We start from the raw sequence: 23,294 nt of genomic DNA, 5'->3' as shown, positions 1-23,294 counted from the left end.
CGGGGAGCCAGGAGCCCGGAGCCCGGTTACGGCGACGGCGTGACACCCGGCAGCGGCCGGACCGCGACGTACTTCTGGGTGTCGAAGTCGATGACCACCGGTGCCGGCTCGGAGGCCACGCCGGCCCGTACCCGGTACATGGTCCCGTCCGCGCCGACCCAGTAGCGCACGCTGCCCGAAGTCCCCTGCCCGGAGCCGGACTTCGGACCGGTCATGACGACCACCTGGTGGCCGTGCACGGTGCCCTGGCCGACCCGCACGGCGCCGTTCTGCGGCAGCAGTTCGGCGTTGTCCGGGCGGTCGCTGCCGAGGCTGAGCGCGATGGCCAGCGAGCTGTCCAGGGAACTGCCGGCGCTCGTCAGCGGACGGCCGTACCAGCCGGAGGAGGGCGGCGACGCCGGTGCGACGGCCGGGGCGTTCGCCATCGGGTGGACGAGGACCGTGCCGGCGGTCCACTCGACCAGCCCGTCGCTGGAGGTGTCCCGCCCGCTGCCGCGGACCACCCCGTACCCGATCCTGGCGCGGTAGTCGATGGACCCGGTGACGACCAGCCCGCCGGCGGTGCTCGGCACGGTGATCGTCACCGCGCGGCCGCCCGCCTGGTAGTTGCGGAACCGGGTGATCGCCAGACGGTTCGCCTCGTCCGAGGTCAGGGGGTGCCGGCCGGTGGAACCGCCGCCGCTGCCGCCGGCGAGTACGAACGCGGTTGCCGCGGCAGCCGCGAGGACCAGGGCGGCGGCCGCCCAGCGTAACCGCGTGCGCCGGGGGCGGCGGCTGCCCGCCGCGCGCCGCGGGAGACCCTTGGTGATTCTCACGCGGCGCGATGCTAACAGGTCTCCTGGGCGGGCCCCGCCGAAACTTTGTGTTTCCGGTGCATGACGCTCCGTCAACTTGTACCGTGGCGACCGAGTTTGCTGTGTCGACGTCGGCGGTCGGCGCCGACGTGGTCCGAACAAGGGAAAGCCATGCCATTACACAGGCTGGTGCGAGTGGGGCTCTCAGGTCTTCTCCTGATGGGCGCCGCCACCGGCACGGTCGTGACGAGCGCCGGACAAGCCGGCGCGTCGACCTCCGACGGCACCCTGACCGTCGAGGTGTTGAGGGACTTCTTCGGCACCGGCGTGATCAACGCCACCACGGACGTGCCGCAGCGGGGCATGAAGGTCGATGTCACCGATGCCGCCGGCCACCACGTCACCGGAACCACGGACGCGACCGGCAAGGTCGTGGTACCGCCGTCGGCCGAACTGACCGGCGGCCGCTACCGCGTCGACGTCACCGTCCCCGCGCCGTACAGCGACTACCTGCGGGCCGCGCCCGCCTCGACCGCGCAGAACCACTTCGACAGCTTCACCAGTTTCGTCGACGTCTCGGGCGGCAAGGACGCCTCGGTGATCACCGGCGTCTGGGACGCGGCCGACTACACGCTGCCGGACTCGCGGTACTACGTACCGATCCAGAGCGGTGGCAAGGGAACCGACACCCGGGCGCTGGTGGCGTTCGGCACGGACGTGCGGGGCTCGTGCCCCACCGACGCGTCGTGCCCGACCGCCCTGGACACCCAGGCCGAGGTGGGCACCACGTTCGGGCTGGCGTACGACCGGTACCGCGGGCGGCTCTTCCAGAGCGCGTTCGCCCGCCGCTACGCCCCGTACGGGCCGGACGGCGGCGGCGCGATCTACACCGTCCCGGTCGACGGCGGGGACGCGAAGCTGTTCGCGACGGTGCCCGGCGCCGCCGTGACAGCGCACGACACCGGCGACATGATCAAGGACCCCGGGTTCACCGAGGCCCCGGGCAAGGAGAGCATCGGCGGGGTGGCCCTGTCGGAGGACGGCTCGACGCTCTACGCGGTGAACCTGCTCACCCGCACTCTGGTGAGCTTCGACGCGACGGGGTCGACCGCTTCGGCGCCCAAGGCCACGGTGCCGATCCCGGACCCGGGCTGCGCGGCGTCCAGTGACTGGCGGCCGTTCGCCCTCGCCGTCCACGACAACAAGCTGTACGTCGGCGGCGTGTGCGACGCGGAGAGCACGAAGGCGCGCTCCGACCTGAAGGCCGTCGTCTCCACGTACGACGGCAAGCGGTTCGACACCGTGCTGACCCAGCCGCTCGGCTTCGAGCGCGGGACCGTCTTCACCGGTATCGGCAACACCGACCAGGCCACCCACTGGAACCCGTGGGACACCAGCATCGCGACGTGGGACCAGCGGGCGGCGTCGGGCACCACCTACATCGACCCGCAGCCGGAGCTGTCCGGACTCGCCTTCGCCAACGACGGTTCGATGGTGCTGGGCTTCCGCGACCGGTTCATGGACGTCCTCGGCGCGAACGGGCTGGACCCCCGCCCGGGGAACAACACGCCGGAGTTCGGCATGTCCGGCGGCGACATCAACATGGCCTGCGCCGTTCCCACCGGTGGGTACGCGTGGGAAGGCACCGGCGGCTGCCCCAACAACGCCACCCCCGCCAACGACGACAACGAACCCGGCTCCGTCGTCGAGTACTTCCCGGGTGACTTCTTCTCCGGCGGCCACCAGGAGACCGCGCTGGGCGCCGTGGCCCACATCCCGCGGGAGCCGTCGGTCGTCAGCACGGAGTTCGACCCGACGGTCAACGTCGAGACCGACGGGACGGGTTACTACGACCTCGCCACCGGCCAGGGCCCGGGCAACGGCACCTCCACCAACGCCTACCAGTTCGTCGGCCAGGAGCAGAACGGCTTCGGCAAGGCCGGCGGCCTCGGCGACATCGCGTACGCCGCGGCGAACGCGCCGATCCAGATCGGCAACGTGGTCTGGTACGACGGCGACCACAACGGCATCCAGGACGCCGGGCAGGTGCTGCTGCCGGGCGCGACGATCAACCTGCTCGACGCCCACGACAAGCAGGTCGCCACGACCACGACCGACGCCGACGGCGAGTACTACTTCGGCGGGGTCGGTGCCGACTACCAGCTGACACCGGGCGCGAAGTACACGGTGGAGTTCGACGTGTGCACCGCGGACACCAGCGACGTGCCGGGCACACCGGGGGCGGACAAGCTGCGCTTCACGCTCCCACTGGCCGGCAAGGACCGGGCGCACGACTCCAACGTGGTCCCGCCGACCACCGGCCGGTTGTGCGACGGCACCGCGCCGGTCACGGCTCCCGCGCAGGCGGGAGGCGTGGACCACACGATCGACGCGGGGGTCTACATCCCGAAGAAGACGCCGCCGACCTCGCCGCCGCCGACGTCCTCGTCCCCCACATCCGCCCCGACACACAGCTCGGCGCCCACCAACCAGGCTTCGAGCAGCCCGAGTTCGGGCTCCCTCGCCGCCACCGGCCTGTCCGGCTTCGCGGAGATCCTCGCGGTCGTCGCCCTGCTGGTCTGCTCGGGTGCGGTGATGGCCTACGTGAGCCGAAGGCGACACGCCGGCCACCACTGACAGCCGTACGTACCCCACAGGCGGGGCGGTGCACCACGCACCGCCCCGCCGCCATGTCCGGGTACGCGTACGCGAGCGGGCAGGAGTCCCGGGCCGGAGTTGTCGTACCCCCGCGGTAGCGTCGAGGGCGTAGGCAGGTGCACGCTGTGCGGTCGACGGAGGCGCGCGGATGACGAGCACGACAGGCGAGCCGGTGGGGGTGCTGCCCCGGGTGCTGCCCGCACGGCGCCCGGGCCTCCTGTGGGCCGCCCGGTGAACGCCGAACTCACGGCGCTCAAGGGCGCCCTCGACCAGCAGCGCGAGCACATCGTCGGGAACCTCGAAGGGCTCTCGGCGGAGGACCTGCGGCGGCCGGTGCTGCCGAGCGGCTGGAGCTGCCTGGAACTGCTGCGCCACCTCACCGTGGATGTCGAGCGCTTCTGGTTCCCGGGGGTGATCGCCGGAGAGCCGGACGTGGCCGCACAGCTCACGACGGGCGCCGAGACGCACTGGTACGTCCCCGAGGGCATGAGCGCCGAGGAGGCCCTCGCCGACTACCGGGCGGCGATCGCGCGCGCGGACGCCGTGCTGGCCACCGCCGTGCCCGAACAGGAGCCCGCCGCCTGGCCGGTGGAGATCTGGCCGACCTGGCGGCTGCCTGACGTCCGGCACATCGTGATCCACGTGATCACCGAAGTCGCCTGCCACAGCGGCCACTTGGACGCGGTACGCGAGCTGGTCGACGGCCGCACCCGGCTCGGCGGCAACCCGTACGGGAACGGTTAGCCCCGGTGGGCCCGGGTGTCGCGGCCGGGCCCACCGGGAGTCGTGAGGCGGTTCAGCGGGTGCGGTCGTCCTTCGCGGGCAGCGTACGGCCGTTCGGCGCGGGCAGGTGGGCGCCGCGGGTCTGCACGGTCAGCGACGGACGGTCGGCGGCCGACGCCTCGGACCCGGGGCCGTGGACGGTCGGCAGCGCCTTCGTGACGGCCTTCGACGACGTGCCGCCGGCAGGCGCGGCCGGGGCGGCGCCGCCGGCCCACCACACGGTGGTCAGTTGCGCGCTGCTGATGCCGATCGCGTCGCCGATGCCGGCGCGGGCGGCGGGCGCGTACGCGTCGTTGCCGCCGAAGGTCGCCACCTCCTGGACGCTCGCGGACTCCTTGGTGAGGTAGCCGGAGGTCAGCGAGGACAGCGCGTCCGCGCCCGACCACAGGGTCGGGCCGTAGATCGCCGTCACCGCGTTGCCGGTCACCGCGTTGGACCAGGTCGAACCCCCGTCCACGGTGGCGATGTTGGGCGCGGTCCACCAGAAGTTCGCCAGGTTGACCGCGGTCTGCTCGTACGAAGTGCCGCTGACGTCGTAGAACTGCCACTGGTCGGCCAGCGGCGTGTTCTCCAGCGCCGTCCTGGCGTTGGCGCCCACCGACACCAGCCCGGTGGTGTCCGGGTCCAGCGAGTTGAGGTACGTCTTGACCGCGGCGGGAATGGTCGTGCCCTTCACCAGCAGCACCACGCCGAGTCCGTGGAAGCCGAGCGCGCCGGCCGCGGTGGAGGCCGAGACCGGGTCGTGGTAGTCCATGCCGTCGGCGACGAACACCCAGTCGGGCTTCTTGGTGATCTGCGTGGCGGTCCGGGCGGAGACCGACGCCAGGTCGGCGCCGTCCATCCGCAGTGCGGTGTAGCCGAGCGCGGTGATCTGGGAGGACACCGTGGAGCTCAACTGCGATGTGTTGCCCTCCAGGTAGACCGTGCTGCCCTTGGGGAGCGTGCGCTTGAGTTCGGCGCTGGCCGTGGCGTCCAGCGAGCCGCCGGCCGTCAGCACGATCGGGCCCTGCTTCTCCGCGGCCAGCGAGATCGCGGGGGTCGCGTAGGTGGCGTTGGCCTTGTTGACCAGGACCGCCGAGTGCGCGGTGATCAGGCCGGGTACGTGGGCCGCGCCGGTGGTGTCGAAGGTGAAGCGGGACGCGGCCTGGTCGATGGTGATGCCGCCGGTGCCGTACACCCGGTCCAGGGTGTTGTTGCGGACCGGTTGCCAGGCCGGCTTGGTGCTGCCGGTGCTGACGACGGTGCTGCTGCCGTCGCTCAGGTCGAGGATCTTGGTCGACGTGGAGCCGGTGGAGCCGGTGGCGCCGGTGCCGCGGGCCGACGGGTCGGTGGCGGCGTAGGCGATCCGCCCGCCGGCCGGGTCCCAGGACGGGTCGGTGTGGTTCACGGCGTCGGTGGTGACCTGCTGGACGCCGGTGCCGTCGGCGGCCGCCGTGAAGATCTGGCTGAGTCCGTCGACGACCCGGGTGAAGGCCAACCGGCCCCCGTCCGCGGAGAACGCGGGGTCGGCGCCGTCGGGCACGATCCGCCGCACGGTGTTCGTGGCCGGGTCCAGGGTCCAGATGTCCGACCCGTCCGTGCCGCAGGTGGAGCGGGCGAAGGCGAGCGGACCGAGGATGCTCGCGCTCGGGTGGACGTCGCAGCTGCCGGCCGGCGGCTGGTTGGTGCCGGTGAGCAGCGGCTGCTGGCCGATCGACGCGTCGGAGGGTCCGTAGTACAGCTCCTCGCCGGTGCTGGTGACGATGTCGCTGCCGTCGAGCCAGAAGGTCGCGTCGGTGTACTGCGTGCCGGACGCGCCCTGCGGCCACTCGGTGGTGACGTGCGAGGCGTCGCCGGCCAGGCGAGTGCTGGTGAGCCGGGTCGGGTCCTGCCCGCCGGCCACCAGACGGCTGCCGTCGGGCGCCCAGTTGGCGGACAGGCGGCCGGTGTTGGGCAGGTGCGGCACGGTGGCGGCGCCGCTGCCGTCGGCGCCGGCGGTCGTCACGCCGGAGCCGTCGACGACCGAGATCAGGCCGGTCCCCGCGGCGATCGGCATCGCCCCGGCCCGCGGTGCGGTCGCACCGAGAATGCCGGCCGCCAGCGAGGCGGCCGAGGTGATCGCCGCGAGGCCGCGGCGGGTACGAACTCTCAAGTGGAGCCCCCCAAAGACACGATGCGGTGAGGCATCGACATACGGTGTGTGCGCCGTCAGGCCCGACCCCCCGGCCCCCGTGGTCGTCGGCGCGTCCCCCGGCGTGCGCCCGTGTCCGCGCGCCGCCACTCCTGACGATCTCCTGTCGGCTCGTGGACCCTATGGCGGCCCGCCGGTTCGCGACCGGGGCGTACGGTCGAACTCCTGGTGAACATCCGGGCGAGCCGTACCGTACGCAGCCGCTCCCTCCGGCACGGAGCAGCGCGGGCCGTCCGGCACGGAGCGGGCCGTCCGTTCCACGGTCGGGGCGCCGCCGGACCGCCGCAGGTCAGGCGCCCTGCACTCGCTTGTATGCGCTTACATACGGTCGTACAATCGCAGCCTTCGACGAAAGGGCTCCCGTGCGGTTCAACGGACAACGCAGTGACAACGCACCCGAGGGCGCGCATCGGAACCCACCGCCCTGGCTCGCCGATGCCGTGCTCTACCAGATCTATCCGGCGACCTTCGCCGACTCCGACGGCGACGGCATCGGCGACCTGCGCGGGGTGCGGGAACGGCTGGACCACCTGGCCTGGCTCGGCGTCGACACGCTCTGGCTCAGCCCCTGCTTCGCCTCGCCCTTCGGTGACGGCGGCTACGACATCACCGACTACCTCACCGTCGACCCCCGTTACGGCACCAACGAGGACGCCGACGCGCTGATCGAGGCCGCCCGCGAGCGCGGGATGCGGATCATGCTCGACCTCGTCCCCGGGCACACCTCGCACCAGCACCCGTGGTTCCTGGAGGCCGTCGAGAACCCGGACGACCACCGCTACATCTGGTCCGACCGCCTCGCCTCCCCGGTGCGCGGCTGGATTCCCAACCACGCGGCGCGCGGCGGCTACTACCTCGCGAACTTCTATCCCATCCAGCCCGCCCTGAACTTCGGCTACGCCCGGATGGACCCGGCCGAGCCGTGGCGGCAGCCGGTGAGCGCGGAGGGCCCCCAGGCCAACCGCGCCGCGCTGCGGGAGATCATGGGGTACTGGTTCGACCGCGGCGTCTCCGGCTTCCGCGTCGACATGGCCGCCTCCCTGGTCAAGGACGACCCCGGGCTCGTGGAGACCGGCCGGCTCTGGGCGGAGATGCGGGACTGGATCGACCGGACCCACCCCGGGTGCATCCTGCTCTCCGAGTGGGGCGACCCCAAGACCGCCGTACCGGCCGGGTTCCACGCGGACTTCTTCCTGCACTTCACCGGGCAGGCGCTGCGCTCGCTGTGGGACAACGGCACCGGCAGCCAGGGCGGGTGGGCCGACGGCCGGCCCTGCTACTTCGACCCCGAGGGCCGGGGCACGATGAGCACCTTCCTGGCCGCCTGGCGCGAGGCCGACGAGGCGATCGACGGCGCCGGCCATGTCGCCCTGCCCACCGCCAACCACGACTTCTCCCGGCTGACCTGCGGCCCCCGCACCCGCGACATGGTCGCGCCCGCCTTCGCCTTCCTGCTCACCTGGCCGTCGCTGCCGGTCATCTACTACGGCGACGAGATCGGCATGCGGTACGTCCCCGGGCTGCCGGACAAGGAAGGCAGCCAGCTCGACGGCGAGGCGCGCCAGGGGTCCCGTACCCCGATGCAGTGGGACGGCTCCGCGAACGCCGGCTTCTCCACCGCGCCCCAGGACCGGCTCTACCTGCCCGTCGACCCCGACGAGCAGCGGCCCACGGTGGCCGCCGCCCGGGCCGACGACGGCTCCCTGCTGCACCACGTCCAGCGGCTGATCGCGCTGCGCAAGGCGACGCCCGCCCTCGGCACCGGCGGCACGGTACAGGTGCTGCACCGCGACTACCCCTTCGTCTACCTGCGCGGCGACCGCCACCTCGTGGTGATCAACGGGCGCCGCGAGCCCGCGACGGCCCCGTGGCCCGCCACCGGCTCCGCCCCCCGCCCGCTCGCCGTCCACGGCGTCGACGTGACCGCGTCCGGCATCCAGGCCGCGGGGTTCTCCTACGGTGTCTACGAACTCGCCCCGGACACGGTCCTGGACGTCTGAGGGCCGCGGGGAAAGGGGAGTCGGCGTCCGGCACGACCCGGGCGCCGCTCCCCGCGCCGCCCGCCCCTACCAGCGCCGCCCGCCCGTATCCGCTACCCGCGCCGCTGCGCCGGCACGGACTCCCCGCAGCCGCAGCTCGCCCGCAGCAGCAGCGAGACCGGCAGCATCAGGGCGTGCGGCTCGCGCTGCGGTGCGCCGATGCGGTCCACGAGCAGCGCGACCGCCTCCTCGCCGATCCGCCGGCTGGGCTGGCGCACGGTGGTCAGCGGCGGGTGGGCCATCGCGCTGAGCGGGATGCCGTCGAACCCGGTCACCGCGATGTCCTCGGGGACACGGATGCCGTGCGCGGAGAACTCCTCCAACGCCCCTACCGCCATCTGGTCGTTGGCCAGTATCAGCGCGTCGGGCAGCCCCGCCGCCCCGCGCGAACCGGAGCCCGAACCGGAGCCCGAACCGGACCGCGAACCGGACGTGGACCCGGACCGCGAACCGGAGCCCGACCCCGATCCGGCCCCTTCGACGAGCGCCCTTGCGGCGTCCCGCCCGGCGACGCGCGTGAGGTCGCCGCGCCGGACCGGCTCGGGCGGCACCGGCAGGCCGGCCTCGCGGCAGGCGTCCTGGTACCCGAGGAAGCGCGCCTCGGCGTCGGGGGAGTCCGAGGGTCCGCCGACGAACGCCAGCTCGGTCAGGCCGTGTTCCTCGATCAGATGGCGCGTCAGTTCCTTCTGCCCGCCGCGGTTGTCGACCTGGACGTTGTCGAGGTGGTCCAACTCGGGCGGCCCGGCCAGCATGACCACCGGCATCCGGCGGGAGACCGTCTCCAGTTCCTTCGCGTCCACGGTCCGGGACATGACCGCGAAGCCGTCGACGTGTCCGGCCAGCGTGGCGACCAGGCTCGTCGGCCCGTCCCGCAGCGAGGCCGCGATCAGCAGGGCGTAGCCGCGGCTGCGGGCGGCGCGCTCCATGCCGCGGATGATGTGGTCGGCGTAGAGGGTGGCGGCGTTCTCGTCACCGTCGCCCGGGGCGTCGCTCTCGGGGTCGGTGTAGTCGGGGAAGCACAGGCCGAGGATGCCGGTGTTCCGGCTGGCCAGCCCGCGGGCGCTGCCGCTGGGGACGTAGCCGAGGTCGCGGGCGGCGGCGAGCACCTTCTCGCGGGTGGGCGCGCGCACCGCGTCGGGCGAACGGTAGACCCGGGACACTGTGGCGATCGACACACTCGCGCGCTCGGCGACATCGTAGACCGTCGGCGTACCGGTCGTGCCCGACGCCGGCTTCCGCGCAGTGGCCACCTGATGCTCCTCTTCCGGTCAGCGTGTGCACGCCCGTTCCCGTATGCGCATACACGCAGGAACCACACCGTACCCTCCCCGGCCGCGCGGCGGCCGCCGGCACCCTCGCGGTGCGGTCGGCGCGGGCCCGGAGGTGGTCTGCAGTTCACAGTCCCGGAACCTTGCGGAAACGAAATGTATGCGCATACAGTGCGGAAAGCGCAGGACAGGAGCCTGCGCCCTCCCTCCTCGGAGGGCCTCAAGGGAGAGGATCGCCCGACCATGACGCGTGCCAGCGGGAGACGGCTGAGGGCCGCCGCCGCGTTCGGGGTCGCCGCCACACTCGTCGCCACCGGATGCTCGGTCTCCGTGAAGTCCGGCACCTCGAATGTCGGCCCGACCACCCTGCTGGTCGGGGGTGCCGACAACGGCACGCCGGCCCTCTTCAGGAACTTCAACCCGTTCTCGCCGAACAAGCGCAACCTGACGACGTGGATGTACGAGCCGCTGGAGGTCGTCAACAACCTCGACGGCAAGGAGACGCCGTTCCTGGCCACCGGCTACACCCAGCCGAACGCCAGGACGGTCGACTTCCACATCCGGCAGGGCGTGCGCTGGTCGGACGGCAAGGCGTTCACGGCGGCCGACGTGGCCTACACCTTCGAGCTGCTGCGCAGCCACCCCGCGCTGGACACGGGCGGCGTGTGGCAGCACATCGCCTCGCTGTCGGTCAGCGGCGACCACGTGGTGTTCCACCTGAAGAACGCCGACGTCCCCGCGGCGAAGGTCATCGAGGCGACGCTCATCGTGCCGGAGCACATCTGGCGCGGCGTCAAGAACCCGGTGACGTACACCGATCCGAACCCCGTGGTCACCGGCCCGTACACGCTGGCCCGCTTCACGCCCAACCAGTACACCCTGGCCAAGAACGACCGTTACTGGCAGGCCGACAAGGTCGCGGTCCAGAAGATCGTCGTGCCGGGCTCCAGCCCGGACCTGGCCATCGCCACCCAGGGCTACGACTGGGCGTACTCCTTCTTCCCGAACGTGGACAACACCTGGGTGAAGGCGGACAAGACGCACCACAGCTACTGGTTCCCGCCGGGCGGCATCGTCGGGCTGCTGCCCAACCTCACCAAGGCGCCGTTCGACAACCTCGACTTCCGCACCGGCCTGTCGCTGGCGCTGGACCGCCAGCAGATCGCCGACAAGGCGGAGCAGGGCTACGTGAAGGCGGCCAGCCAGACCGGTCTGCTGCTGCCCAACGAGAAGGCGTCGCTCAACACCGCCATCCCGAACCAGGGGATGGTGGCCCAGAACACCTCGGCCGCGCTCGCCGCCTTCGCCAAGGCCGGCTACACCCAGCGCGGCGGCAAGCTGGTGAACAGCGCGGGCAAGCCGCTGAGCGTCAACCTCACGGTGCCGGACGGCTGGGCGGACTGGATGCAGGGCGCGCAGGAGATCATCCAGCAGCTCCGCGCGGTCGGGATCACCGTCAAGCTCGACAAGCCGCAGCCCGCCGCCTACCAGCAGTCCCTGCAGAACGGCGACTTCGACCTGGCGCTGGGCACCGTCGGCGGCTCCGGCTCGCTCTACCAGGACTACAACAACCTGCTGAACTCGGCCTTCAAGAAGCCGGTGGGCACCTCCACCGCGTCGAACTACCAACGCTACGGCGACCCGGCGACCGACGCGCTGCTGGACCGGTTCAGGACCACCACCGACCCGGCCGAGCAGAAGCGCCTGGCCGACCAGCTCCAGAGCGTGGTGTACCAGCAGTTGCCGGAGATCTCGCTCTTCTACGGCGGGCTGTGGGGCCTTTCCAGCGACAAGAAGTTCACGGGCTGGCCCAGCCCGCAGAATCCGTATGCGTCCTTGATGACCTGGGGTTCCACCCCACTTCTGGTGATGACGCATCTGCGGTTGGCGCAGTAGGCGACCGCGGAAGGGACGAGGAGAACCCCTCATGCGCTACATCCTGCGCAAGTTCGGGCTGCTGCTGCTCACCATGTGGGCGGCGGTCACGCTCAACTACGCGCTTCCCCGGCTGATGCCGGGCTCGCCGGCCGACGCGGCCGTCGCGAAGCTCTCGCAGAACGGCCCGGTGGCACCGTCCACCCGGGCCGCGATCGAGGCCCAGCTGGGCGTGCCCAGCGGCAGTTGGTGGCACCAGTACGTGGAGTACCTGAACACCGTGGTCCACCTGCGGTTCGGGGTGTCCTACACCTTCTTCCCGCAGTCGGTCTCCGGCATGGTGGGCCAGGCGCTGCCCTGGACCCTGGTGATGGTCGGCCTGGTGACCGTGCTGGCCTTCGTCGTCGGCTCGCTGATCGGCGTGGCCGCGGCGTGGAAGCGGGGCACCTGGCTGGACTCGCTGCCCACCCTGTCCGGCGCGTTCCTCGCGGCGTTCCCCTACTTCTGGACCGCGCTGCTGCTGGTCTTCTTCGTCGGCTACGTCTTCGGCTGGTTCCCGACCTCGGGGGCGTACTCCGCGGACGCGGTGCCGAACTTCTCGCTGGACTTCCTCGGCGACTCGCTCTACCACGCGGTGCTGCCGGCGCTGACGATCCTGCTGACCTCGCTCGGCGGCTGGATACTCGGCATGCGCAACACGATGATCGGCACCATCGGCGAGGACTACGTGACCTTCGCCGAGGCCAACGGCCTGCGCGGGCGCACCGTCGCCCTGCGCTACGCGGCCCGCAACGCGCTGCTGCCCAACCTCACCGGCTTCGGCATGGCGCTGGGTGGCGTGGTCGGCGGTTCGCTGCTGGTCGAGCAGGTCTTCAACTACCCCGGTGTCGGCCATCTGCTGTACAGCGCGGTGACCAACCACGACTACCCGCTGATGCAGGCGCTCTTCCTGATGATCACGGTGTGCGTGCTGGTCGCGAACTTCATCGTGGACGTCCTCTACGGCGTCCTCGACCCCCGGACCAGGCGGTGACCGAGATGACTTCCCCTACTGCGACCCCGCCGAACCCGCCGACTCCGCCGTCCACGCCCGCCGCTTCGGCCCCGCCGGCCGCCATGGCGCCCGCGGCGCCGTCGAGTTCGGGAGTGGTGCGCGCGCTCCAGGTCTTCGGCCGCTCGTTCGGCACGGTGTGGAGCAACGGCAAGGCCCGGGTGGGCCTGGTGATCCTCGCGGTCTTCGTCCTGGTGGCGATCTTCGCGCCGCTCATCGCGCCGTACTCCCCGCACGCGAACAACTTCCCGCCCGACACCGGCGGCAGCTCCGCGCACCTGCTGGGCACCACCGGCGCCGGCGAGGACGTGCTGTCCCAACTGCTCTACGGGGCACGGGTGTCGATCGTGGTCGGCTTCGTCGCCGGCGGCCTGACCACGCTGGTCGCGGTGGCGGTCGGGCTGTCCTGGGGCTATCTGCGGGGCTGGCTCGGCGACGTGGTCAACTTCGTCGTCAACCTCTTCCTGGTGGTCCCCGGCCTGCCGTTGATGATCATCATCGCCGCCTACCTGCAGAACGGCGGGCTGAAGATGATCGTGCTGGTGGTCGTGATCACCGGCTGGGCCTGGGGAGCGCGGGTGCTGCGGGCGCAGACCCAGTCGCTGCGCAGCCGGGACTTCGTCACCGCGGCACTGTTCAGCGGCGAGAGCGCGACCCGGGTGGTGTTCCGGGAGATCCTGCCCAACATGACCTCGATGATCGCCGGCTCCTTCTTCGGCGCGGCCACCGCGGCGGTGCTGGCGGAGTCCGGGCTGTCCTTCCTCGGGCTCGGCGACCCCTTCACGGTCAGCTGGGGCTCGATGCTCTACTGGGCGCAGAACTCCAACGCCCTCCTCACCGGCCAGTGGATTCTGCTCTTCGCCCCAGGGCTGTGCGTCGCGCTGCTGGCCACCGCCATGACCCTGGTCAACTTCGGTGTCGACGGGCTGAGCAACCCGCGGCTGCGGGAAGGGAACGGACGATGAGCCTGCTCGACGTCAGGAACCTCAGCATCGTCTACGAGCCGCGCGGCGCCGAGCCGACCACCGCGGTCAAGGACGCCTCCTTCTGCCTGGAGGAGGGCGAGTTCGTCGGCCTGGTCGGCGAGTCCGGATCGGGGAAGTCCACGCTGGGCTTCGCGCTGACCCGGCTGGCCAAGCCGCCGGCGCGGATCTCCGAGGGCCGCATCCTCTTCGACGGCACGGACATCGCCGGGCTCGACACCGAGCAGGTGCGGGTGCAGCGGCGCGGCGGCTTCGCCATGGTCCTGCAGTCCGGGATGAACGCGCTCAACCCGGTGCGCACCATCGGCCACCACTTCGGCGACATCTTCGCCGCCCACGGCCATGTGCCGCGGCCCCGGCGGCGCGGCCGGGCGGTGGAGCTGCTGGAGAAGGTCGAGCTGACCGGGTCCGTACTCGACCGCTACCCGGGCGAGCTGTCCGGCGGCATGCGGCAGCGCGTCTCGATCGCGCTCGCGCTCTCCCTCGAACCGCGGCTGATGGTCTTCGACGAGCCCACCACGGCGCTGGACGTGATGGTCCAGCACGCGGTGATGCGCACCATCCGGGAACTGCAGGAGAGCGAGGGCTTCACCGCGGTCCTGATCAGCCACGACCTGGGTGTGGTGCTGGAGTCCACGGCCCGGGTGATGGTGATGAAGGACGGGGTCATCGTGGAGGACGCCCCCTCCCGGGAGATCTTCCAGCGGCCCCGGCACCCGTACACGCAGACGCTGCTCGGCCACTACGCCGACCCGCGCGCGGAGGTCGTGGAGCTGCCGGGACTGCCGGCGGTGGAGCCGACGAAGACGACGGAGCCGGCTACGGACACGGCTACGGCTACGGCTACGGCTACGGACGACGCCTCGCCGGCCGCCGCCGGGAGCCGTGGCCACGCGGCCGGTCGCTCCTCCGGGCACGCGGGCGGGCACGCGGGCGGTCGTACCGGGACCCGCGCGGCCGCACAGGACGCCGTCGTCGTGGCGGACGTCAGCCGCGTCTACCCCGGGCGGCGGCGCGGGGACGCCCCGGTCACCGCCGTGGAAGGGGTCTCCTTCCGGCTGGAGCCGGGCGAGTCGATGGCCCTGGTCGGCCAGAGCGGATCGGGGAAGTCCACCCTGGCCAAGCTGATCACCGGGGTGGAGCAGCCCAGCAGCGGCACCGTCTCCTTCGGCGAGCTGCGGGTGGACCGGCTGCGCCGCCGGCAGCTGCACAAGCTGCACGCCGACGTCCAGATGGTCTTCCAGGACCCGTACGCCGCGCTCAACCCGCTGCACACGGTCGAGTACACGCTCACCCGGCCGGTGGTGAACTTCACCGGGCGCAAGGGGGCGGAGGCCAGGAAGCGGGTGCTCGAACTGCTGGAGATCGTCGGGTTGACCCCGGTCGAGCAGTTCGCGGCGCGGCTGCCGCACGAGTTGTCCGGTGGACAGCGCCAACGTGTCGTCATCGCCCGCGCGTTGGCGAGCGACCCGCAGGTGCTGATCGCCGACGAGCCGGTCTCCATGCTCGACGTCTCGCTGCGGGCCGGCGTGCTGGCCCTGCTGCGCGACCTGCGCAGCGACTTCGGCGTCTCCCTGCTCTACATCACCCATGACCTGCTGTCCGCGCGGATGGTGACCGACAAGATCATGGTGCTCCACCAGGGCCGGGTGGTGGAGTCGGGGCCGACCGTCCAGGTGCTGCGCTTCCCCGAGCACGACTACACGACCCGGCTGCTGGACTCCATCCCGCAGCCCGCGCGCCGGTTCGCGGCCGCCGGACCCGACGAGGGCGCGGCATGAGCGGGCGTGGCGGCATGAGCGGGGGCACGGGCGTGGCCGGGAGCGGCGGCGGCGCGGACGCGCGGGCGCGGGCCCGGACCGAGGCGGCGCAACGCGTCCGGCCGGGACGGCGGTTCAGCGTGCTTCCGGTGCCGGCCTCCATCGAGATCCTCGAACTGGACCTTCCGGTAGGGCCGTTGACCGCCTTCCGGGCGCTCCCCCAGGGCCGGCCCGGCGAGCCGGTGCGCGGCACCGCGCTGCTGGTCCCGGGCTTCACCGGCTCCAAGGAGGACTTCGTCCCGCTGCTGCCACTGCTCGCCGAACGCGGCTTCGACGCCTGGGCGTTCAGCCAGCGCGGGCAGGGCGACTCGGCGGCGCCGGCCGGCGAGGAGCACTACACGCTGGACGCCTTCTCCGGTGACGTGCTCCATGTCGCCTCGCTCGTCGCCCAGTTGACGGGCCGGCAACGCGCCCATCTGGTGGGCCACAGCTTCGGCGGCACCGTGGCCCGGGCGGCCGCGGTCAGCGGCGGCCGGGAGGCGTTCGAGGACCTGACCATGCTCTGCTCGGGTCCGCACGGCTGGCCGGGCCGCAAGGCGGCCGAAGAGGCGAAGCTGCGCGGGGCCGGGAAGCGGATCGACCTGTGGACCCTCGACCGGCCCGAAGCGGCCAGGACCGCACGGCGCGACCCCGACCGGCTCGGCGCGGGCGAACGGTTCCTCCGCGAGCGCTCGATGCGCACCAGCGTGGACAGCCTGCTGGGCGCCATCGACATCCTCGCCGACCCGGCCGACTCCACACCCGAGTTGGCCGTCACCGCGCTGCCCGTCCTGGTCGCCCACGGTGCGCACGACGACGCCTGGCCGCAGGAGTGGCAGCGCACGATGGCCGAACGCCTCGGCGCCCGCTACGAGGTCATCGCCGGCGCCGGCCATCTTCCCAACCAGGAGAACCCGGTCGCCACCGCGGACCTGCTCTCCGACTTCTGGTCGTGCACCAGCTGACCGGTCGTCACTTTCTCACATGAACGAGGTTCTCTCCGTGCTGCACTTCCCCGACCGTTTCCTGTGGGGCGCCGCAACCGCCGCCCACCAGATCGAGGGAAACAACATCAACAACGACTGGTGGCCGCGCGAACACGCACCCGGCACCCGTATCGCCGAACCCTCCGGTGACGCCTGCGACAGCTACCACCGCTTCCGCGAGGACATGACGCTGCTGCGTGACGCGGGCCTGGACACGTACCGGTTCTCCATCGAGTGGAGCCGGATCGAGCCCGAGGAGGGCGTGGTCTCGCGCGCCTCGATCGACCACTACCGCCGCATGGTGGACACCGCGCTGGAGCTGGGCCTCACCCCGATGGTGACGCTGATGCACTTCACCGTCCCGCGCTGGTTCGCGCAGGAGGGCATGTGGCGCAGCCCCAAGGCGGCGGACCGCTTCGCGCGGTTCACGGAGCTGGCGCTGCCGGTGCTGGGCGACGACGTCAAGTGGGTCTGCACCGTCAACGAGCCCAACATCGCCGCGATGATCGCGGGCGGCGACGACCCGGCGAACCTGGTGGCGTACGGCCTGCCGGCGCCGGACCTCCAGGTCGCGGACACCCTGCTGGAGTGCCACCGCCGCTCGCGCGAGGTGCTGTCCGGCGTGGGCGGGGTCCGCTCCGGATGGACCGTCGCCACCCAGGCGTTCCAGGCCGAGCCGGGCTGCGAGGAGGTCGCGCACGCCTACGGGTACCAGCGCGACGACTGGTACCTGGAGGCCGCGCGCGGCGACGACTGGGTCGGCGTGCAGGCATACACCCGTACGATCATCGGCCCGGATGGACCGCGCCAGGTGCCCGAAGGCGTCGAGACCACGCTGACCGGGTGGGAGTACTACCCGCGGGCGCTGGAGCTGGGGGTGCGCAGCGCCTGGGAGAAGACCGGGGGCACGCCGGTCTTCGTGACCGAGAACGGCATCGCCACCGCCGACGACGCCCGGCGGATCGACTACACCCGCGGCGCGCTGGCCGGCCTGCACGCGGCCATCGAGGACGGCGTGCGGGTGGAGGGCTACCTGCACTGGAGCCTGCTGGACAACTACGAGTGGGCGTCCGGCTACCGGCCGACCTTCGGCCTGATCTCGGTGGACCGGGAGACCTTCGTGCGCACCCCCAAGCCGTCGCTGGCCTGGCTCGGCGGCGTCGCCCGGTCCAACGGTCTCGACCCGCGGTAGCGGTAGCGGTCGTGCGTGGGTGCGGCCGTACGCCGGTGCGGCCGCGCGCCGGTGCGGCCGTACGCCGGTGCGGCCGTACGCGATTCCGTCGTCTCGGCTCTCGGACGGCTGAGCCACCGATGAGTCCGGGCCCGCCGTGTCGTCTCCAGGGGGAGAGAGTTTCCACCGGGAGGAGCACACCATGAGCGAGCTCGTCGTCACCGAGTTCATGACCCTCGACGGGGTCGCGCAGGCACCGGGCGGGCCCGAGGAGGACCGCGAGGGCGGTTTCGCGTTCGGCGGCTGGCAGGCGCCGCTGATCAGCCCCGAATCCGGCGGGCTCGTGTTCGAGCAGGCCAAGGGCATGGACGCGCTGCTGCTCGGCCGGCGTACCTACGACATCTTCGCGGGGTACTGGCCCACGGCCCCGGCGGAGATGGACTTCACGCGCCTGCTCAACAGCGTCCCGAAGTTCGTCGCCACCCGCACCCTCCAGGACCCGCTGGGCTGGGAGGGCGCGAGCGTCCTTCGCGGTGACCTCGCCGAGGGTGTGGCCGAGCTCAAGGAGCGCTACGGCCGCGTCCACGTGATCGGCAGCCTCGACCTGGTCCGGTCGCTGCTCGCGCAGCGGCTGGTGGACCGGCTGAACCTCTGGGTGTACCCGGTGGTGCTCGGCAGCGGCAAGCGCGTGTTCGAGGGCGGCGCGGTGCCTTCGGCGCTGCGGCTGGCCACGTCGCGGGTCTTCCCGAACGGGTCGCTCCAGCTCTCCTACACGTGGGCCGGCGAGCCGACCGTCGGCGACCTCACCACCGCCTGAACCCGGGCGATCAGTCCTGCGAGCCCGGGAACCGGCCGCAGAGCCAGTTGCCGGGCTCCGCCGGGTCGTCGCTGATCCAGAACTGGCGCCACAGCAGCGCGAACTCCTCGCGGCTGAGGTGGCCGTCGCCGTTCAGGTCGAGCCGTTCGAAGACGCCCGTCATGTCCACCGGCCGTCCGTTCCAGGTCTCGACCAGCGAGCGGTGCTCCGCCGGAGAGATGCGGCCGTCGCCGTTCGCGTCCACGGCGTCGAAGACCGTGTCGGCGGTCGCCGTCACCTCCGCGACCATGGAGGGCAACCTGTCGACGAGCTGGAGCAGTTCGCCCAGGTCGACCGATCCGTCCGCGTTGGCGTCCCCGGCTTCCAGCAGCGCCGCCCACCAGCCCATCAGCAGCGTCTCCACCCGGGCCCGCAGTTCCGTGCCGGGCCCTACCTCCGGCAGCCGGCTCCAGCGCGCCACCAGCGCCCTGAAGTCCTCCTCGCGCAGGAAGCCGTCGCCGTCCGTGTCGAACGCCGCGAACATCCCCCGCAACTTGCGCTCCTGGAACGCGCTGGCCATGAGCGGTCTCCCCTCGACGCCGGAACACGACCCACCCGTGCCCGCCGTCAGCGGCGGCAGCCACCCCGCAACGGTAAGTCGCGACGCGCCCACACCTCTATAAGCACATCTATAAGTACATATGAACGAACATTCACCCCTCCACCACCCGCTTGAGCCTGGCGAGGTCGGCGCCCACCGTCTCCGCGTCACGCCGGAACTCCTCGTCACTCATCTCGGGCCGCCGGCGAAGCGTGAACACCACCTCGGACCCCGCGCCGTCGTCGATCACCCGCACCGGGTTGTAGACGACCTCACCCGACGGCAGGGTCACGTCGTGATCGAGGACACCGAACTCGTTCTCCGGTGCGAACGCCACCACCACCCGCCCCATGGGCGACGACTGCGCGACCCACTGCCCATCGACCCGGTCGACGGAATCGCCCAGTCCATGGGCCCACTCGGGCAGGTGGGCCGGGTTCGACGCGTAGGCGTACACCTCCCCGGCGGGGCGGTCGATGTGCGTGCTGACGTGCCGTGAGGCCGGGTTCGTCGGTTCCATGCCCCGAGGGTAGGCAGCCGCCGCCCCGGTGGTCTTGAACGAATCGGCCACGGGGCGCCGCGCCGGCCCGGCGGGGCTTCGTTCGCCAGGACGCCATCCCGCCGTACTTGTCATGCTCACGATTCGGACTAGCCTGAGAGCCTGCCCCGTACGCACCTCCCGCCCCTCCCCCACCACAGGAGGCCCCCGTGCCCATCCGTCCTCGCAGACTCGCCGTCGCCACCGTCGCCGCAGCGGGCGTCCTTCTGGTCGCGGCCCCGTTCGCCCAGGCCAGCGGCACCAAGATGTCCCAGTCGGCTGCGGCCGCCAAGCTCTCCGCCGCGGGCATCACCTGGAGCTCCAGCGGCAACTGCACCACCCGGTCCAACTCGACGTGCACGTCCTTCGACCAGATCAACTCCGGCACGGTCGACGCCATGGTCACCCTGAAGGGAGCCAGCGGCTGCGCGATCAACATCACCGGCGGCACCGAGGTCGGCCACGCCTCGGGCACCTACAGCCACTACAACGGCTACAAGGTCGACCTGGCGCACAACTCGTGCATCGACAACTACGTGCACAACAGCTTCACCTACATCGGCTACCGCGGCGACGGCTATCCGCAGTGGCAGGCCGCGTCGGGCAACCTCTACTGCGACGAGGGCAACCACTGGGACGTCACCGTCTACTGACGCCCGCCGGACCCGCACGGAGAACGGCTCGGTCTCCAACGCGCCGTACGACGGACGACCACGTGGTGTGTCGTACGGCCGTTCACGATCTTCGGCAGTGAAGGTGTGGCATGGCTGATTTCTCGCGTAGACGACTCCTGAAGTCCGCGTTCGGTGCCGGCGGCGCGGCGGCGGCGATGACGCTGCTCCCGCCGAACCTGCAGCGCGCCATGGCGCAGTCGCCCAGGAACCCGGGATCGCTCGACGACATCGAGCACGTCGTGATCCTCATGCTGGAGAACCGGTCGTTCGACCACTACTTCGGCACCATGCCCGGGGTCCGCGGCTTCGACGACCCGGACGCGGCGACACTGTCCACCGGGCGGTCGGTCTTCTACCAGCCGGACGCGGTCAACCCCGACGGCTACCTCCTGCCCTTCCACCTCGACACCAAGTCGACCAGCTCGCAGGCGATCCCCTCGACCAGCCACGCCTGGACGGTCCAGCACGCGGCGGTCAACGGCGGCCGGATGGACCAGTGGCTGCCCGCCCACCGGGCGGCCGACGGCCCGGCGAACGGCCCGTACACGATGGGCTACTACCAGCGCGAGGACATCCCGTTCCACTTCGCGCTCGCCGAGTCGTTCACCCTGTGCGACGCGTACTTCTGCTCGCTGCTCGGTCCGACCTGGCCCAACCGCCTGTACCACTGGAGCGGCACCATCGACCCCGACGGCCTGGCCGGCGGCCCGGTGATCAGCAACGTGATCCCCGCCCCGTTCCGCTGGACCACCTACCCGGAGCGCCTCACCGCGGCAGGGGTCTCCTGGCACGTCTACCAGCAGGAGGACGACTACGGCACCAATCCGCTGGAGTGGTTCCGGACCTACCAGGACGCCAAGCCCGGCGACCCGCTGTACGAGCACGCCATGACCATCGGCCCGGCCGACCAGTTCGCGCGGGACGCGGCCGCCGACCGCCTGCCGACCGTCTCGTGGATCATCCCGACCTCGGAGCAGAGCGAACACCCCGACTACACCCCGGCGGCCGGCGCCGACTTCCTGGCCCTCCAGCTGGACGCGATCGCGGCCAACCCCGACGTGTGGCGCAAGACCGTCTTCATCGTCAACTACGACGAGAACGACGGCCTGTTCGACCACATGATCCCGCCGTCACCGCCGGCCGGCACGCCGGGCGAGTTCGTCGGCGGCGTGCCGATCGGCGCCGGCGTCCGGGTGCCCTGCCTGATCGTCTCGCCCTGGACCCAGGGCGGTTACGTGGCCGGCGAGCCCTTCGACCACACCTCGGTGCTGCGCTTCCTGGAGCGGATCACCGGCGTGCGCGAGACCAACATCAGCGACTGGCGCCGCAGCACCTTCGGCGATCTGACCTCGGCGCTCGGGCTCCCGGCGTCCCCTCCCCGGCCGTTCCCCCGGCTGCCCGGGACCAAGGACCAGTTCTGGGCCGCCGAGCAGGAAGTCGCGACGCTGCCGCCGGCCACGTTCCCCGGCGCCGACCAGACCCCGCCGCACCAGGAGCCGGCGGGCGGGAAGTCCACGGCGAACCCGGCCGCGCCGAACCCGTCCACGGCGAGCCCGGCCGCGCCGAACCCGTCCACGACGAACCCGGCCGCGCCCAAGGCCGGTTCGGCCGGGCACCCCGGCGGCCGCCCGTACGCCATCAGCCGCATCGTGGAGAACGCCACCACGCACCGCTCCGACTTCCCGCACGGCACCGCGGGCACCGACTTCCCCGGCATCCAGGAGGCCGTCCCCGGCGTCGGCCCCACCACCGGCACCTACCTCTACACCGTCGGCGTGGTCAGCTTCACCCTCGCGGTGATCGACGTGGCCGCCCACCAGCTCGTGGCCAGCGTCAGGGCCGGGGTGAGCCCCTACGGCCTGACGAAGTCGGCCGACGGCGGCAAGCTGTACCTCAGCAGCTCGGGCGAGAACGCCGTCTCGGTCTACGACACCGCCACCGGCACGATCACGGCCGGCATCCCCGTCGGCCCGTACCCGCACGGCCTGGCCACCTCCCCGGACGGCCGCAGCGTCTACGTCGCCAACACCGGCCCCGACACCGGTTTCGGCGGCTCGCGGACGCTCTCGGTGATCGACACCGCCTCCGACCAGGTCACCGCCACCTGGAAGACCGGGAACGCCCCGCACTCCCTCGCTCCCGCCACGGACGGCAGGACGCTCTACGTCTCCTGCTACGACGGCCTGTCCGTGGTGGATACCGGCAGCGGCGAGCAGCGAGCCCTGCTGACCGACCAGGCCGGCTCCAACGGTGTCGCCGTCCACCCCGACGGCACCCGGCTGTACGTCGTCAACACCTGGCACGGCACCCTCTCGGTGATCGACGCGCGCACCCACCGGGTCCGCACGCGTGTCCGTGTCGGCCGCGTGCCGTGGCAGGTCGCGGTCGGTCCCGACGGCTCGCGGGTGTACGTCACCAACTCCAAGGACGACACGGTCTCCGTGATCGACGCGGCCCGCGACCGGGTGATCGCGACCGTCGGCGTCCACCACGTCCCGACCACCGTCACGGCGACCGCCTCCACCGTCTGGGTCGCCACGAACGCCTCCTCGACGGTCGACGCGATCGACGCGAAGTCGCTCACGCTCGTGGGCAGTACGGCCCTGGGTCTGACCACCAACCCGGCCGGGATGGTCGTCGCGTAACGCGGGAGTTCCGGGGCGGTGCGGGCGACCGGCAGGCGGTGCGGGTGACCGGCAGGCGGTGCGGGTGACCGGCAGGCGGTGCGGGTGACCGGCGGGCGCAGCCGTGGAGCCGGACAGGCGGTGCGGGTGACGGAGCACGATCGGCTCCCCGTCACCCGCACCGCCCGCCCGGCTCCCTGAGGGATACGGATCAGTTCGTACCGCGGCTGAAGACCCCTGCCTCCAGCGCCGAGGCGCCCACGTCGCCCAGGACGACCACGTGGAAGACCGCGCCGGCGACAGCGGCCACGAAACGGGAGATCTTGCGGGTGCTGCGCATGATGGGTCACCTGTCCGATCGGGTTTGCGGGACGCTGCTGCTCGGGGCCGTTCGCCGGGGTCACCAGGCCAGGGCGAGGTCCATCGTCTGCTGCCAGTAGGTGGTGGCGAGGGAGTCGTCGATGTAGACGCCCTTGGCGGGCAG

General features: G+C 71.9%; 18 protein-coding genes and 1 pseudogene. 13 read left to right on the top strand and 6 right to left on the bottom strand.

Features of this window, described 5'->3' with window-relative positions; all coding sequences use genetic code 11:
- Positions 1-26: 26 nt before the first annotated feature.
- Entirely contained in the window at positions 27-731 is a 705-nt protein-coding gene (locus AB0399_RS34125) for a hypothetical protein (protein ID WP_366413926.1), read from the bottom strand.
- A gap of 282 nt (positions 732-1,013) precedes the next feature.
- On the opposite strand from AB0399_RS34125, the gene AB0399_RS34120 reads away from it, so the two are divergent.
- Positions 1,014-3,431, top strand: coding sequence for an SdrD B-like domain-containing protein (locus tag AB0399_RS34120; RefSeq protein ID WP_366413919.1), 2,418 nt, complete (start codon positions 1,014-1,016; stop codon positions 3,429-3,431).
- Positions 3,432-3,683: 252 nt separating this feature from the next.
- Complete coding sequence (locus AB0399_RS34115; protein ID WP_366413918.1) at positions 3,684-4,196, top strand: DinB family protein; 513 nt, start codon at positions 3,684-3,686, stop codon at positions 4,194-4,196.
- A gap of 52 nt (positions 4,197-4,248) precedes the next feature.
- Here AB0399_RS34115 and AB0399_RS34110 read toward each other — a convergent pair whose 3' ends face one another.
- Complete coding sequence (locus AB0399_RS34110) at positions 4,249-6,366, bottom strand: hypothetical protein (RefSeq protein ID WP_366413917.1); 2,118 nt, start codon at positions 6,364-6,366, stop codon at positions 4,249-4,251.
- Between the two features lie 479 nt (positions 6,367-6,845).
- Here AB0399_RS34110 and AB0399_RS34105 point away from each other — a divergent pair, with 479 nt between their 5' ends.
- On the top strand, positions 6,846-8,405 hold the full coding sequence (locus tag AB0399_RS34105; RefSeq protein WP_366413925.1) for an alpha-amylase family glycosyl hydrolase: 1,560 nt from the start codon (positions 6,846-6,848) through the stop codon (positions 8,403-8,405).
- A 92-nt stretch (positions 8,406-8,497) separates the two neighbouring features.
- On the opposite strand, the gene AB0399_RS34100 is transcribed toward AB0399_RS34105, so the two are convergent.
- Positions 8,498-9,694, bottom strand: a complete 1,197-nt coding sequence (locus AB0399_RS34100) for a LacI family DNA-binding transcriptional regulator (protein WP_366413916.1) — start codon at positions 9,692-9,694, stop codon at positions 8,498-8,500.
- A 261-nt stretch (positions 9,695-9,955) separates the two neighbouring features.
- Here AB0399_RS34100 and AB0399_RS34095 point away from each other — a divergent pair, with 261 nt between their 5' ends.
- The 7 genes from AB0399_RS34095 to AB0399_RS34065 all read left to right on the top strand — a co-directional run bounded on the left by AB0399_RS34095 (position 9,956) and on the right by AB0399_RS34065 (position 18,394).
- Positions 9,956-11,608: an ABC transporter substrate-binding protein gene (locus tag AB0399_RS34095; protein ID WP_329367613.1), complete on the top strand. Its 1,653-nt coding sequence runs from the start codon at positions 9,956-9,958 to the stop codon at positions 11,606-11,608.
- A 31-nt stretch (positions 11,609-11,639) separates the two neighbouring features.
- Positions 11,640-12,620, top strand: a complete 981-nt coding sequence (locus AB0399_RS34090; RefSeq protein WP_329367611.1) for an ABC transporter permease — start codon at positions 11,640-11,642, stop codon at positions 12,618-12,620.
- A gap of 5 nt (positions 12,621-12,625) precedes the next feature.
- On the top strand, positions 12,626-13,603 hold the full coding sequence (locus tag AB0399_RS34085; protein WP_329367609.1) for an ABC transporter permease: 978 nt from the start codon (positions 12,626-12,628) through the stop codon (positions 13,601-13,603).
- Positions 13,600-15,402 carry an ABC transporter ATP-binding protein gene (locus AB0399_RS34080; protein ID WP_366413915.1) on the top strand — a complete coding sequence of 601 codons (1,803 nt, stop codon included), beginning with the start codon at positions 13,600-13,602 and terminating at the stop codon, positions 15,400-15,402. Before AB0399_RS34085 ends, AB0399_RS34080 begins: the two co-directional genes overlap by 4 nt.
- Positions 15,399-16,385, top strand: coding sequence for an alpha/beta hydrolase (locus AB0399_RS34075; RefSeq protein WP_366413914.1), 987 nt, complete (start codon positions 15,399-15,401; stop codon positions 16,383-16,385). Before AB0399_RS34080 ends, AB0399_RS34075 begins: the two co-directional genes overlap by 4 nt.
- Before the next feature lie 19 nt (positions 16,386-16,404).
- Positions 16,405-17,598, top strand: coding sequence for a family 1 glycosylhydrolase (locus AB0399_RS34070; protein WP_366413913.1), 1,194 nt, complete (start codon positions 16,405-16,407; stop codon positions 17,596-17,598).
- Between the two features lie 181 nt (positions 17,599-17,779).
- On the top strand, positions 17,780-18,394 hold the full coding sequence (locus tag AB0399_RS34065) for a dihydrofolate reductase family protein (RefSeq protein WP_366413912.1): 615 nt from the start codon (positions 17,780-17,782) through the stop codon (positions 18,392-18,394).
- Between the two features lie 10 nt (positions 18,395-18,404).
- Here the strand turns inward: AB0399_RS34065 and AB0399_RS34060 are convergent, their stop codons facing one another.
- The gene (locus AB0399_RS34060) at positions 18,405-18,953 is read right to left on the bottom strand and encodes an EF-hand domain-containing protein (protein ID WP_366413911.1); all 549 of its coding nucleotides are present in this window, start codon (positions 18,951-18,953) and stop codon (positions 18,405-18,407) included.
- Between the two features lie 133 nt (positions 18,954-19,086).
- Complete coding sequence (locus tag AB0399_RS34055; RefSeq protein WP_329367599.1) at positions 19,087-19,494, bottom strand: SRPBCC family protein; 408 nt, start codon at positions 19,492-19,494, stop codon at positions 19,087-19,089.
- Positions 19,495-19,739: 245 nt separating this feature from the next.
- Here AB0399_RS34055 and AB0399_RS34050 point away from each other — a divergent pair, with 245 nt between their 5' ends.
- The 3 genes and pseudogenes from AB0399_RS34050 to AB0399_RS34040 all read left to right on the top strand — a co-directional run bounded on the left by AB0399_RS34050 (position 19,740) and on the right by AB0399_RS34040 (position 22,831).
- Positions 19,740-20,165 (top strand): hypothetical protein, encoded by a 426-nt coding sequence (locus tag AB0399_RS34050; protein WP_328474232.1) that lies wholly within the window; start codon positions 19,740-19,742, stop codon positions 20,163-20,165.
- A 110-nt stretch (positions 20,166-20,275) separates the two neighbouring features.
- Positions 20,276-21,682: pseudogene (locus AB0399_RS34045) on the top strand (alkaline phosphatase family protein); the annotation flags it as partial.
- A 153-nt stretch (positions 21,683-21,835) separates the two neighbouring features.
- A complete protein-coding gene (locus AB0399_RS34040) occupies positions 21,836-22,831 on the top strand; it encodes a YncE family protein (protein ID WP_329374180.1) in 996 nt (331 codons plus the stop codon).
- Positions 22,832-23,021: 190 nt separating this feature from the next.
- Here AB0399_RS34040 and AB0399_RS34035 read toward each other — a convergent pair whose 3' ends face one another.
- A complete protein-coding gene (locus AB0399_RS34035; RefSeq protein WP_328465940.1) occupies positions 23,022-23,150 on the bottom strand; it encodes a hypothetical protein in 129 nt (42 codons plus the stop codon).
- Positions 23,151-23,294 lie beyond the last annotated feature (144 nt).

The sequence above is a fragment of the Streptomyces sp. NPDC088194 genome (assembly GCF_040702025.1).
In the GTDB taxonomy this organism is placed as follows: Bacteria; Actinomycetota; Actinomycetes; order Streptomycetales; family Streptomycetaceae; genus Actinacidiphila.
Note: the sequence above shows the minus strand (reverse complement) of the source record. Positions and strands in the feature narration are given on the sequence as shown.